Here is an 11,817-nt window from a genome sequence, read left to right as displayed (position 1 = left end):
ACGCGGTTCTGGCGAGACGAGAGGATTCGCAATGGCACGCGCCCACATCGACATGGAGCTGCGCTGGGGCGATCAGGATGCGTACGGGCACGTGAACAATGTGGCCTTCGCGCGCTTTCTCGAGGAAGCACGCGTGCGCACGTTCTGGCTCGGCTCCGGCCGCGAACGGACCGGCATGGAGCGGCACTTCCGCAGTGACGACCCGTCCGGACCGAAGATGCTGGTCGCGAGTCAGCAGATCGAGTATCTTCGCGTGCTCGAATACTCGGATCGGCCGATCCTCGTGGAGCTCTGGATCGGAAAGCTCGGCGGCTCGAGCCTCGAGGTGCACTACGAGATCGTCGACGGCGCCGCGAGCGGGCGTTCGGTCGTCGCCCGGGCGGTCTCTCACATTGTGATCGTCGACGGCGAGACGCTGCGGCCGATTCGGCTCTCGGACGCCGGGCGCGCTTCGGTGGCGGAGTGGATGGACGCGCCGCTGGAGCTGCGCCGCCCCTGAATGCGGCTCCGTTCCCCGCCGGTCAGCGCTGGCTGGGGAGGCGCATCATGCTCTCCTGCGCGACCGAGGCGACGTGCACGCCGTCGCGATCGAAGAAGCGTCCGTTGGCCAGGCCTCGGCCGCCCTGGGAGGTGGGGGCGTCGAGCTCGTAGAGCAACCATTCGTCGACCCGGAACGGCCGGTGGAACCACATCGCGTGATCGAGACTCGCGGCGCGCATCCCGGGAGTGGCCCAGGGGAGACCGTGCCGTCGCGCCACCGGTTCGAGCAGCAGGTAGTCGCTGCCGAATGCGAGTGCGGCGGCGTTGAGAAGTGGAGACGCCTCGAACGGCTCACGGCTGCGCATCCACACGCGTTGCCTGGAGGTGCGTTCAGCGACCTCGAGGATGATGTCGGACTCCACGTATCGGAAGTCGAAGGGGCGATCGAGCACCCAGGATGCGCGGCCGTTGCCGGAGAGGTGGCCGTACTTCTCCCACACGGTCGGGAGCGATTCCGGGTCGGGGAGCCCGCCGAGATCGATCTGCTCCTGGTGCTCCAGCCCGGGGTCTTCGGTTTGGAAGGACGCGATCATCGACATCCGAGCCTCACCGTGCTGGTACGCCTGCACCCGACGCGTCGAGAACGAGCGTCCGTCGTGGAGGCGATCCACCTCGAACGTCATGCGCGCGTCGGCGTCGCCTGGCCTGAGGAAGTACCCGTGCATGGAGTGGATCTCGCGGTCGTTCGGCACTGTTCGGCCCGCGGCCGCGATCGCCTGGCCGAGCACCTGGCCGCCGAACGAACGGCCGTGCGGCGTGGGGAGCGGAGGGCCCGTGAGGATGTCCTCTCGCGTGCGCGCTCCGGAGTCGAGCACGGTCAGCATGTCCATGAGCCCTTGCGTCGCGGTCATTGATCCTCCGTTGTCAGCACGCGGGAAACGTTGAAACCAGTCTATGCGCGGCGGGGCCCCGGCCCGCTCCGCGTCCCGTGGCAGCCCACTAGACTCTGGCCGTATGCCCGAGACGATGCAGCTTTCCGACGCCGCCACACGCGACGACCTGCGGATATTCCTGGAACGCCTGCTGCGCGCGGGGCAGCCCGATGTGCGCATGACCTCCCGCGGTGCGGCGCTGGCGGTCTACGGATGCACGCAAGCGCCGCGCGGCATCACCGATACCGTGCCCGTCGTGCTCGTCATGCGCGCGTTCGCGCTGAGCGACGCGCCGGGGACGCCGGTCGACGTCACCGTGCCCGGCCGGGCTCTGCTCGACCGGATCGCCCGGATGGGATTCGCGGGACGCGAGCTGGAGATCCCCGTGTCGAGTCCGATGGCGGCATGGGCCGGTGTGCTGCCGCCCGCCGCCGGGTGGACCGCCGCAGGCATGCTGGATGCTGCGTCGCTGAGTGCGGTCGCGGAGGAGGGGATCGGCCGCGTGGCGGCCTCGCTCCCGGCCGACCCGGGCGAGGCCGTCGTGCACCGTGTGCGCGCTTCGGTCTGGGGGCTGGAGGTCGCCCCCGGCATCCCGGCGGCCGCGGCCTTCGCTGCCGAGGCGATGGGTTTCTTGACGGGTGCTGACACCGCGGATGTCTCCCGATCACTGACGTGGATTCGCGTGTCCACGCCGCGCGGCCATGTCCTCGTCCGCTCGCTCATCGGGTAGTCGACCCGTGGAGTCGGGGGCGATCCAGTCTCCGACCAGCGGAGTCGGCATTCCTCAGGTAGGATAGGACGGTCAACTAGAGGAGTGTGTACATGGCCAATCCCAACGGCATCATCGACCCGCCCATCGACGATCTGCTCGAGAAGGTCGATTCGAAGTACGCCTTGGTGGTCTTCGCCTCGCAGCGTGCGCGGCAGATCAACGATTACTACACGGATCTGCACGACGGCAATCTGTTCGACAACGTCGGCCCGCTGGTCGACTCGTCGGTGGACGACAAGCCGCTTTCGATCGCGCTGCACGAGATCGTCGAGGGCAAGCTCACGATGACGCGTCGCGCCGAAGAGGCCGCTGCGTCCGACGAGCTCGAAGAAGCGTAATCTTCAGCTGCATTCGCAGCAGTGTCGGTGGCGTCGGATACCCTGAACAGGGTCCGGCGCCACTGGCGTTTCCGGCCGGGGTTTCCTCCCCGCATCCGCCCGTCATCTTGAGGAGTACCGTGTCGTTGCGCCAGTTCACGTCAGAATCAGTCACCGAGGGGCACCCCGACAAGATCTGCGATCGCATCTCCGACACGATTCTCGACGCGATGCTCGCGCAGGATCCCGGCGCTCGCGTAGCGGTGGAGACGCTCGTGACGACCGGGCTCGTGCACGTCGCTGGCGAGGTGTCGACGAGCGGATACGTCGAGATCCCGCAGCTGGTGCGCGACGCGGTTCGAGAGATCGGCTATACGAGCTCCGAGATGGGGTTCGACGCGTCGTCGTGCGGCGTCTCCGTTTCGATCGGTCAGCAGTCGCCCGACATCGCGGGTGGCGTCGACACCTCGCTCGAGGTGCGCAGCGGCTCCGATGATGCCGACGACGAGCTCAACCGGCAGGGAGCCGGCGACCAGGGAATCATGTTCGGGTTCGCGACCGATGAGACGCCGGAACTCCATCCGTTGCCGAGCTGGATCGCGCACCGGCTGGCCGAGCGCCTCACCGAAGTGCGAAAGAGCGGGGAGCTTCCCGAGCTGCGCCCGGACGGCAAGACGCAGGTGACGATCGGCTACGACGGCGATCGGGCAGCGAGTGTCGAGGCGATCGTCGTGTCGACCCAGCACCACGTCGACATGACGCAACCGGCGTTGAGAGATGCGGTCGAGCGTTTGGTGATCCGCCCGGTGCTCGAGCGCGTCGAACTCGCGAGCGCTCAGGCCGAGCTGTTCATCAACCCGGCCGGGCCCTTCGTCGTCGGCGGTCCGATGGGCGACGCCGGACTCACCGGACGCAAGATCATCATCGACACCTACGGCGGCGCCAGCCGTCACGGCGGCGGTGCCTTCAGCGGCAAGGATCCGTCCAAGGTCGACCGCTCCGCGGCCTACGCGATGCGCTGGGTCGCGAAGCACGTGGTGCGCGCCGGTCTTGCTGCGCGCGCGGAGCTGCAGGTCGCCTACGCGATCGGACGTGCGCATCCCGTCGGGTTGTACGTCGAGACGTTCGGCACGGAGACGGTGCCGCTCGACCGGATCGAACGAGCCGTTCGCGACGTCTTCGACCTGCGCCCACTCGCGATCATCCGCGACCTCGAGCTGCTGCGCCCGATCTATGCGCAGACGAGCGCGTACGGCCACTTCGGGCGCGAACTGCCCGAGTTCACCTGGGAGTCCACTCCTCGCGTCGCCGAGTTGCGGGCCGCCGCGGGCCTGTAGGCGAGCCGCATGCCGGCCGCGACAGCGTTCACGACGGCTGAATCAGCGCAGGGGCGACCCATCGCCCAGATCCTGCTCGATTCGGCGCTCCCGCAGCTCGACCATCTCTTCGACTACGCCGTACCGCCCGAGCTCGCCGACGACATCCGCGTCGGCCAGCGCGTGCGCGTGCCCTTTCGCTCGAAGGAGCGGAAGACCTTCGGGTACGTGATCGGCTTCGCCGACCGCAGCGACTTCGGCGGGGAGCTCTCGCCGATCGCCGACATCGTGACCCTCGTGCCCGTGCTCTCCGCCGAGGTGTGGAGGCTCGCCCGGGCGGTCGCCGATCGGGCCGGCGGGTCAGCGGGTGACATCCTGCGGCTCGCGATCCCTCCCCGCCAGGTGCGCGTCGAGAAGCAGCATCTGGCTGCGCGGGCGGCCGCGGAAGCTGACGCGGCCACTCCCGACGCCGCCGAGCCAGAGGTCGAAGAGCCGGAGGTCGAAGAGCCGGGAACGCCGGAGCAGGGCATCGCCGAGCAACTGGTCGGCGGCTCCCGCCTGGCACTCACCGCTTCGCACGGGCCCGATCGGCTGCACACCGGCGAATGGGTCGGCGGCTGGGCGGTGCAACTCGCCCGCACGGCGCTCGCCGTGCACGCGCTCGGACGCAGCGCGATCCTCATCGCGCCCGATTACCGCGACCTGGACCAATTGCGCGACGCCCTCGCAGCGCTCGGGCACGAGGACGTCGTTCGCGTCGATTCCCGGCAGTCGAACGCGGAGCGCTACGCCGGCTTCCTGCGCGCTCGCGACCCGGAGCCCCGCGTCATCCTCGGCAATCGGTCCGCCGTCTACGCCCCGGCCCACGCGCTCGGGGCCATCATCATGTGGGACGACGGCGACCCCGTGCTCGCCGAGCCGCTCGCTCCGTACGTGCATGCCCGCGACGCCGCGCTCGTCAGAGCCGAGCAGGAATCGGCCGGCCTGTTCTTCGCCGCGCACGCCCGCAGTGCCGAGGTGCAGCGGCTCGTCGACCTCGGGTACGTGCACGCGCAGCGCAACCCGCCGAAGCGCGCCCGCGTGGTGCACGCGGACGCATCGCTCGCGCCCGACGCGTTCGCGGGGCGCGTTCCCGAGTTCGCGGCGAGGACGATTCGCGAGGGACTGCGCACCGGCCCCGTACTCGTGCAGGTCGCGACGCCCGGCTACGCCCCGGTTGCGGTGTGCGAAGACTGCGGCGACCTCGCGCGCTGCGGTGTCTGCAACGGGCCGATCGGCTTCCGGGTGATCGGGCGCGCCTCATGCCGGTGGTGCGGCGAGTACGCGAGCGACTGGCACTGCCGCACCTGCGACGGCAGACAACTCGTGGAGCGGGGCATGGGGTCGGGGCGCACCGTCGAGCAGTTCGAGCGCCAGTTCGAGGGCGCCAGAGTCCTGCTCAGCGACGGCGAGCATCCCCGCGAGCGCGTGGACGCTCGCCCGGCTATCGTGGTCGCCACCCGCGGGGCCGAGCCGCTGGCGGCGGGGGGATACCGCGCCGTCGTGCTGCTCGACGCCGAGCGCCTGCTCAGCATCGAGACGCTGCGCGCGGGTGAGGACTGCCTGCGCTGGTGGGAGAACGCGGCCGCGCTCACCGCCCCAGACGGCGTCTGCCTGATGGCCTCGGGCGGCGGGCCGGTGGTGCGCGCATTTGTCACCGGACGCGCGGACGAATGGCTGCACGGGGAGCTGCGCGACCGGCATGCCCTCCGCTACCCCCCTGCCGTGCGCGTGGCGAGCGTGAGCGGCGGGCCCGAGGAGGTCCAACGCGCGCTGCAGCAGCTCGAGTCGTTGCCGGGCGTCGATCATCTCGGCCCGACTCCGCTTCCCCCCGGCGGCATCGCGAAGACCCCGCAGGGGCTCGTCCGCGCGATCGTCCGCTTCGATTACGGCCACGGTGCGGAGGTCGCGAGGCGATTGCGCGGTGCGCTGGTCTCAGACGCAGCCGGGTCAGCGTCCCGCACGCGGGGCCGCGCCCCCGGTCGAGCGCGGCCAGAGGCGCTCAGGCTCCGGTTCGACGATCGCGGAGTCTTCGACGGATGACGGGTGGATCTGGTGCGCGCGGCGGGAGCGGTGCGGGCGTGGGAGAATGGCCGGATGCGGATCGTCTTTGCCGGAACCCCTGAGTTCGCCGTACCCAGTCTCCACGCGCTTCGCGCCGCCGGGCACGAAGTCGTGGGAGTGGTCACCCGCGAGGATGCTCCGCTCGGGCGGAAGCGCGTGCTCACCCCGTCGCCCGTCGCGGTGGCGTCCGAAGCTCTGGGAATTCCGGTGCACCGGGCGAACCGTCTCGATGACGAGGCCACTGCCTGGGTGCGTCAGCTCGCTCCCGAGCTCGGGGTGATCGTCGCGTACGGCGGCCTCGTTCGAGAGCCGCTGCTCAGCACGCCGGAGCTCGGGTGGATCAACCTGCACTTCTCCGCGCTGCCGAAGTGGCGCGGTGCGGCTCCCGTGCAGCGCGCATTGGAGGCGGGGGAGCAGCGCCTCGGCGTGACCGTGTTCCGCCTGGTCGCAGCGCTCGACGCCGGCGACATTCTGACGACGGATTCGCGGCAGTATCCGGAAGGAACCTCTGCGGGCGCTGCGCTCTCAGATCTCGCTTCGTTCGGCACCGGCGCGCTCGTCGAAGCCGTGGAACTGCTCGGGGCGGACCCCGCGGCGGGCGCGCCTCAGGTCGGAGAGGCGAGCTACGCCGAGAAGCTCACACGCGAAGACGGTCGCCTCGATCTCGGGCGCGGGGCCCGTGCCGTTCTGGCCCAGTGGGCCGCGATGACGCCGGAGCCAGGGGCCTACGCGATGCATGACGGGGTGCCGTTGAAGGTCAGGGAACTGCGCCCCCCGTCGGGCTCCGACTCACCACCGGGCGTCGATGCGATACAGGCCGGCGCGGTCGGCCTGCTGGAGGGAAGGGCGATGCTCGCCCTCCACGACGGGATGCTCGAGCTGGTGCGGGTGCAGCCGGCGGGAAAACCGGCGATGGACGGCGCCGCGTGGTTGCGCGGACGCGATGGACGGGCGGAACTCGCATGAGCGGAACGCAGCACGGCGCGCGCGGCCGGGGCCGCAGCGGCGGTGCACGGGGCGGAAGGCCGGACCGGCGCGAGAGCGCCGAGCGGAGCGAAGCGGCCATCTCGCCCGCTCGGCTCGTCGCTTACGATGTGCTGCGCTATGTCGAGGATCGCGAGGCCTATGCGAATCTCGCCCTCCCGGGGCGCATCCGAGAGGCGGGGCTCGATACGCGCGACGCTGGCCTCGCAACGGAGCTCGCCTCCGGCGCATTGCGGTGGCGCGGCAGGTACGACCGGATCATCGAGCTCGCCGCCGATCGCGAGATCGAGCGCATCGATGCCAGAACGCGCAACGTCCTGCGGTTGGGCGTCCATCAGCTGCTCGGCATGCGCACCGCGCCGCACGCAGCGGTGAACGAGAGCGTCGAGCTGCAGCGGCGCGTGGGCAACCGCGCAGCGGCCGGCTTCGTGAACGGCGTGCTCAGGAGCATCGGGCGTGCATCGAATGAGGAATGGGATGCGCGGATCGCGGAGTCCGCCGCCGGGGTCGACGATGCCCGCGCCGCGCTCGCCTCGCACCCGGCGTGGGTGATTCGCGCCATGCAGGACGCGTTGCGGATCGAAGGGCGTGAAGACGAGCTCGACGCACTGCTGGTCGCCGACAACGCAGCTCCGCGCGTCAACGTCGCGATCCTGCCGGGCGCCGGGGTCACTCCGATCGAAGCTGCCGAGCGCGCTGCGGAGGCCGAGGTCGTCGTTTCGGGACCATCGCCGCTCGGCGTCGAGATCGGGGGCGGTGACCCCGCACGCGCCATCGCGGCCAGTGGAGCGCGGCGTGGATTCGCGCGTGTGCAGGATCAGGGTTCGCAACTCGCCGCGCTCGCGCTCACCCGCGCGCGGCCGGTGCAGCCCGGGGAGCGCTGGCTCGACCTGTGCGCAGGGCCCGGCGGAAAGACGGCCGTTCTGGGAGCGGAGGCGCTCATCGGGGGCGCGAGCGTGCGTGCGAACGAGGTTGCAGCGCATCGCGCGCAGCTCGTGCGGAACTCGGTCGCGGGAGTCGCGGGCGCGGTCGACGTGGTCTCGTTCGACGGCCGGGATGACGAGGCGTACGGCGGCGAACGGTTCGACCGCATCCTGGTCGATGCGCCATGCTCAGGGCTCGGCGCATTGCGGCGCCGGCCCGAAGCCCGCTGGCGGAAGCAGCCATCCGACCTCCCAGGGCTCACGCGGTTGCAGGCGGAGTTGCTGCAGGAGGCGTGCGCCCACCTCGCTCCAGGAGGAATCCTCGCCTACGTGACGTGCTCGCCTCACCTCGCGGAGACGCGGGTCACCGTGGATCGTCTGCTGCGCAGTCGATCGGATCTGGTGGAGGTCGATGCGCGCGCGGTGGTCGGGGAGGTGGCACGGGAGCCCCTCGATCTGCCGGGAGGCGGGTTGAGCGTCCAACTCTGGCCGCATCGACACGGTACGGACGCGATGTTCATCTCGCTCATCGAGCGCCGCGCGGTCGACTCCTGATCTGGTGGATGTCGGAGGTCGGGCTTACCCTGTGAGCATGACCCCGCATCCGGAGCCGGAGGCACCGCCGCCTTCGACCGCGCCGATGCCTCCCGAGGGAGGCATGCGCACGTTCCTGCACGTGCTCGTGAACACCGCGGTCGCCAATCTCACGACCAACTTCCTCTGGTTCGCCGTGGTCTTCTGGGTGTACCTCGAGACACGCAGCATTCTCGCGACCGGGGTGCTCGGGGCGGTCTACATGATTCTGATCGCGCTGTGCTCGATGTGGTTCGGCTCTCTCGTCGACCGGATGCGCAAGCAGCGGGTGATGCTCGTCTCTGCGATGTCGTCGCTCGTCGCGTTCGTCACGGGGTGCGTGATCTTCTTCGTCGTTCCCGAGACCGAGCTCCTGCGTCTCGACCGCCCCTGGTTCTGGCTGTTCACGCTCATCGTGCTCGCCGGCTGCGTCGTCGAGTTGCTGCGCAACCTCGCCCTGTCCACGACCGTGACGCTCCTGGTGCCGACGGAGCGGCACGCGAATGCGAACGGCCTGGTCGGCACGGTGCAGGGGCTCGCATTCATCGCGACGAGCGTCTTCAGCGGATTGTCGGTCGGGTTCCTCGGCATGGGCGGCACGATCCTCATCGCGACGGTGCTCGTCGGCGCGCCCATCGTCCATCTGCTCGCGCTCCGCATTCCCGAGCCTGAGATCGTGCAGGACCCGACGCGCAGCGCTGTCGACTTCCGCGGCGGCATGGCGGCGATGCTCGCCGTTCCCGGCCTGATCGCACTCGTGTTCTTCTCGACGCTCAACAATCTCTCCGGCGGCGTGTTTATGGCGCTGCTCGACCCGTACGGGCTCGAACTCTTCCCCGTCGAAGTGTGGGGCATCGTGTTCGGAGTCGCCTCGACGGGGTTCATCGTCGGTGGCGCCGTCGTCGCGAAATGGGGGCTGGGGAAGAACCCCATCCGCACGATTCTGATGCTCGCCGGGCTGCTGGGCGTGCTCGGCATGGTGTTCACGCTGCGCGACTGGCCCTGGCTCTTCATCTCGGGGATCTGGCTGTTCATGGCGCTGATGCCGGCGGTCGAAGCTGCAGAGCAGACGGTCATTCAACGCGTGGTCCCCTACGAGAAGCAGGGCCGCGTATTCGGTCTCGCCATGACCTTCGAAGCCGCGGCAGCACCGATCACGTCACTGCTCATCGCCCCGATCGCCGAGTTCTGGATCGTGCCGTACATGGAGGAGCCCGCGGGAGCAGCCAGCTGGGGCTGGCTGCTCGGATCGGGCGAGAGCCGGGGTATCGCGCTCATCTTCGTGTGGACCGGCGCCGCCATGGTGCTCGTCGCAGTCGGTGCGTGCTTCACTCGCGCCTATCGCGTGCTTTCGCAGAGCTACGCCGCCGCTCCCGCTGCTCCTGCTGCCGCTGCCCCCGCGCCATCCGCTGCTGCCGCGCCCCCACCCGCCCCGGCGGGGTCCACGGTTACGGGCGACGGGGACGAGCCCGTGCGCAAGACGCCCTAGGCTGGGGTCGTGACCGCGCAGCGCATCAACCCGAGTATTCTGTCCGCCGACTTCGTGAACCTGCAGAGCGAACTGGAGGCGATCAGCACCGCCGACCTCGTGCACGTCGACGTGATGGACAATCACTTCGTGCCGAATCTCACGATGGGACCGCCCATCGTCGAGCGCATTCAGGGAGTCTCTCCGGTGCCGCTCGACGTGCACCTGATGATCTCCGACGCGGATCGCTGGGCGCCCGGATACGCGGACCTCGGCGCCTACTCGGTGACGTTCCACGCGGAGGCCGCGGAGGATCCCGTGGCACTCGCGCGGGCGCTCCGGGCACGGGGAGCGCGCGCCGGCATCGCGCTGAAGCCGGGTACCGATCCCGAGCCCTACCTCGAACTGCTGCCCGAGTTCGATCAGGTGCTCGTGATGACCGTGGAGCCCGGCTTCGGCGGGCAGTCGTTCATGCACGACATGATGCCGAAGCTCCGTCGCGTCGCCGAGGCGAGGGCTCGCTTCGGTCTCGACCTCTGGTTGCAGGTCGACGGGGGGATCACGGTCGATACGATCGGGATCGCGGCCGAAGCGGGTGCCGACACCTTCGTGGCCGGTTCGGCCGTGTATTCGGGGGTGCCGGAGGAGCGGATCGCCGAACTGCGCACGGCAGCAGCGGCGCACGCGCACTGACCGGGCGACGGTCGGGGCGATCCGCCGTCGACGCGAAACCCGCTAGGCTGTTCACGTGAAATCGTTCGAGGCGCTCTTCGCCGAACTCAGCGAAAAGGCGGCCGCCCGCCCTGAGGGGAGCGACACTGTCGCCCGCCTGGACGCCGGGGTGCATGCGATCGGGAAGAAGATCGTCGAGGAAGCCGCTGAGGTCTGGATGGCCGCGGAGTACGAATCCGACGAGGCGTGCGCGGAGGAGATCAGTCAGCTGCTCTACCACCTGCAGGTGCTCATGCTCTCGAAGGGCATGCGGCTCGAAGACGTCTACGCGCATCTGTAGCATCGACGAGCGGGTCGCTCTGCACGTCGATGCTCGCCGCTGACCGCACTCACTGGCCGGGCCCTCGGCCGCACGGAAGGACTTTCACGCATCATGCTCCGCATCGCCGTCCCCAATAAGGGGTCCCTCTCTGAAACCGCAGCCGAGATGCTGGCCGAAGCCGGCTACTCGGGTCGCCGCGACAGCCGCAAGCTCGTGCACACCGATGCCCGCAACCAGGTGGAGTTCTTCTACTTGCGCCCGAAGGACATCGCGACCTACGTCGGCTCAGGAGCCTTGGATGTCGGCATCACCGGCCGCGACCTGCTGCTCGACTCCGGATCGGAATCGCGCGAGATCGCCGCACTCGAGTTCGGCGATTCGACCTTCCGCTTCGCTGCACCGGCGACGAGCGAGATCTCTGATCTCTCCGACCTCGCAGGCAAGCGCATCGCGACCAGCTACCCGAAGCTCGTCGATGACTTTCTGCGCGCGCGGGGCGTGGAGGCCGAGCACGTGAAGCTCGACGGAGCTGTCGAATCCGCCGTGCAGCTCGGCGTCGCCGACGCCGTCGCCGACGTCGTCTCGACGGGAGCGACCCTGCGCGCAGCTGGTCTGGAGATCTTCGGGCCGGTCATTCTCGAATCGACCGCGGTGCTCATCGGGGGGCCGAACGCCCATCCCGACATCGATCGACTCCTGCGTCGACTGCAGGGCGTGCTCGTGGCGCGCAAGTACGTGCTCATGGACTACGACCTGCCCGTCGAGCAGCTCGATGAAGCGTCTCGGGTTGCAGGCGGCATGGAGTCCCCGACCGTCTCGCCGCTGCAAGACGACCGCTGGGTCGCCGTCAGGGTGATGGTCCCCTCCGATGATGCCAACCAGATCATGGATCGGCTGTACGATCTCGGCGCCCGTGCCATTCTCGTGACCGCGATTCACGCGGCGCGCCTCTGAG

At 69.5% G+C, this 11,817-nt stretch carries 12 protein-coding genes; 11 read left to right on the top strand and 1 reads right to left on the bottom strand.

Annotated features, from left to right (window positions below; genetic code table 11):
• The first annotated feature begins 31 nt into the window (after positions 1–31).
• The gene (locus tag JSQ98_RS04285; RefSeq protein WP_090149322.1) at positions 32–499 is read left to right on the top strand and encodes an acyl-CoA thioesterase; all 468 of its coding nucleotides are present in this window, start codon (positions 32–34) and stop codon (positions 497–499) included.
• Positions 500–521: 22 nt separating this feature from the next.
• Here JSQ98_RS04285 and JSQ98_RS04280 read toward each other — a convergent pair whose 3' ends face one another.
• Positions 522–1,391 (bottom strand): acyl-CoA thioesterase, encoded by an 870-nt coding sequence (locus tag JSQ98_RS04280; RefSeq protein ID WP_211648501.1) that lies wholly within the window; start codon positions 1,389–1,391, stop codon positions 522–524.
• A gap of 103 nt (positions 1,392–1,494) precedes the next feature.
• Between JSQ98_RS04280 and JSQ98_RS04275 the strand changes: the two genes are divergently transcribed.
• The 10 genes from JSQ98_RS04275 (at position 1,495) to hisG (ending at position 11,816) form a co-directional block, all read left to right on the top strand.
• A complete protein-coding gene (locus tag JSQ98_RS04275) occupies positions 1,495–2,142 on the top strand; it encodes a DUF8185 domain-containing protein (RefSeq protein ID WP_211648500.1) in 648 nt (215 codons plus the stop codon).
• A gap of 92 nt (positions 2,143–2,234) precedes the next feature.
• Positions 2,235–2,522 carry a DNA-directed RNA polymerase subunit omega gene (gene rpoZ / locus JSQ98_RS04270; protein ID WP_090149311.1) on the top strand — a complete coding sequence of 96 codons (288 nt, stop codon included), beginning with the start codon at positions 2,235–2,237 and terminating at the stop codon, positions 2,520–2,522.
• A 119-nt stretch (positions 2,523–2,641) separates the two neighbouring features.
• Positions 2,642–3,838 carry a methionine adenosyltransferase gene (metK, locus tag JSQ98_RS04265; protein ID WP_200328691.1) on the top strand — a complete coding sequence of 399 codons (1,197 nt, stop codon included), beginning with the start codon at positions 2,642–2,644 and terminating at the stop codon, positions 3,836–3,838.
• Between the two features lie 9 nt (positions 3,839–3,847).
• The gene (locus JSQ98_RS04260; RefSeq protein ID WP_211648499.1) at positions 3,848–5,899 is read left to right on the top strand and encodes a primosomal protein N' family DNA-binding protein; all 2,052 of its coding nucleotides are present in this window, start codon (positions 3,848–3,850) and stop codon (positions 5,897–5,899) included.
• A 54-nt stretch (positions 5,900–5,953) separates the two neighbouring features.
• Entirely contained in the window at positions 5,954–6,886 is a 933-nt protein-coding gene (locus tag JSQ98_RS04255) for a methionyl-tRNA formyltransferase (protein ID WP_211648497.1), read from the top strand.
• Complete coding sequence (locus JSQ98_RS04250; RefSeq protein ID WP_211648496.1) at positions 6,883–8,382, top strand: RsmB/NOP family class I SAM-dependent RNA methyltransferase; 1,500 nt, start codon at positions 6,883–6,885, stop codon at positions 8,380–8,382. Before JSQ98_RS04255 ends, JSQ98_RS04250 begins: the two co-directional genes overlap by 4 nt.
• Before the next feature lie 103 nt (positions 8,383–8,485).
• Positions 8,486–9,889: an MFS transporter gene (locus JSQ98_RS04245; protein ID WP_211650406.1), complete on the top strand. Its 1,404-nt coding sequence runs from the start codon at positions 8,486–8,488 to the stop codon at positions 9,887–9,889.
• 9 nt (positions 9,890–9,898) lie between these two features.
• Positions 9,899–10,561 (top strand): ribulose-phosphate 3-epimerase, encoded by a 663-nt coding sequence (gene rpe, locus JSQ98_RS04240; protein ID WP_090149299.1) that lies wholly within the window; start codon positions 9,899–9,901, stop codon positions 10,559–10,561.
• A 55-nt stretch (positions 10,562–10,616) separates the two neighbouring features.
• Positions 10,617–10,880: a phosphoribosyl-ATP diphosphatase gene (locus JSQ98_RS04235; RefSeq protein ID WP_090149295.1), complete on the top strand. Its 264-nt coding sequence runs from the start codon at positions 10,617–10,619 to the stop codon at positions 10,878–10,880.
• A gap of 93 nt (positions 10,881–10,973) precedes the next feature.
• Entirely contained in the window at positions 10,974–11,816 is an 843-nt protein-coding gene (hisG, locus tag JSQ98_RS04230) for an ATP phosphoribosyltransferase (RefSeq protein ID WP_090149288.1), read from the top strand.
• Position 11,817: the final 1 nt, after the last annotated feature.

This window comes from Leucobacter manosquensis (genome assembly GCF_018304845.1).
Lineage (GTDB): Bacteria > Actinomycetota > Actinomycetes > Actinomycetales > Microbacteriaceae > Leucobacter > Leucobacter alluvii.
Note: the sequence above shows the minus strand (reverse complement) of the source record. Positions and strands in the feature narration are given on the sequence as shown.

What these genes read in the sequence shown, in the direction of transcription:
- JSQ98_RS04285 (WP_090149322.1), top strand. Translation starts at nt 32, where the DNA reads ATGGCACGCGCCCACATCGACATGGAGCTGCGCTGGGGCGATCAGGAT.
- JSQ98_RS04280 (WP_211648501.1), bottom strand. Translation starts at nt 1,391, where the DNA reads ATGACCGCGACGCAAGGGCTCATGGACATGCTGACCGTGCTCGACTCC.
- JSQ98_RS04275 (WP_211648500.1), top strand. Translation starts at nt 1,495, where the DNA reads ATGCCCGAGACGATGCAGCTTTCCGACGCCGCCACACGCGACGACCTG.
- rpoZ (WP_090149311.1), top strand. Translation starts at nt 2,235, where the DNA reads ATGGCCAATCCCAACGGCATCATCGACCCGCCCATCGACGATCTGCTC.
- JSQ98_RS04260 (WP_211648499.1), top strand. Translation starts at nt 3,848, where the DNA reads ATGCCGGCCGCGACAGCGTTCACGACGGCTGAATCAGCGCAGGGGCGA.
- JSQ98_RS04255 (WP_211648497.1), top strand. Translation starts at nt 5,954, where the DNA reads ATGCGGATCGTCTTTGCCGGAACCCCTGAGTTCGCCGTACCCAGTCTC.
- JSQ98_RS04250 (WP_211648496.1), top strand. Translation starts at nt 6,883, where the DNA reads ATGAGCGGAACGCAGCACGGCGCGCGCGGCCGGGGCCGCAGCGGCGGT.
- JSQ98_RS04245 (WP_211650406.1), top strand. Translation starts at nt 8,486, where the DNA reads ATGCGCACGTTCCTGCACGTGCTCGTGAACACCGCGGTCGCCAATCTC.
- hisG (WP_090149288.1), top strand. Translation starts at nt 10,974, where the DNA reads ATGCTCCGCATCGCCGTCCCCAATAAGGGGTCCCTCTCTGAAACCGCA.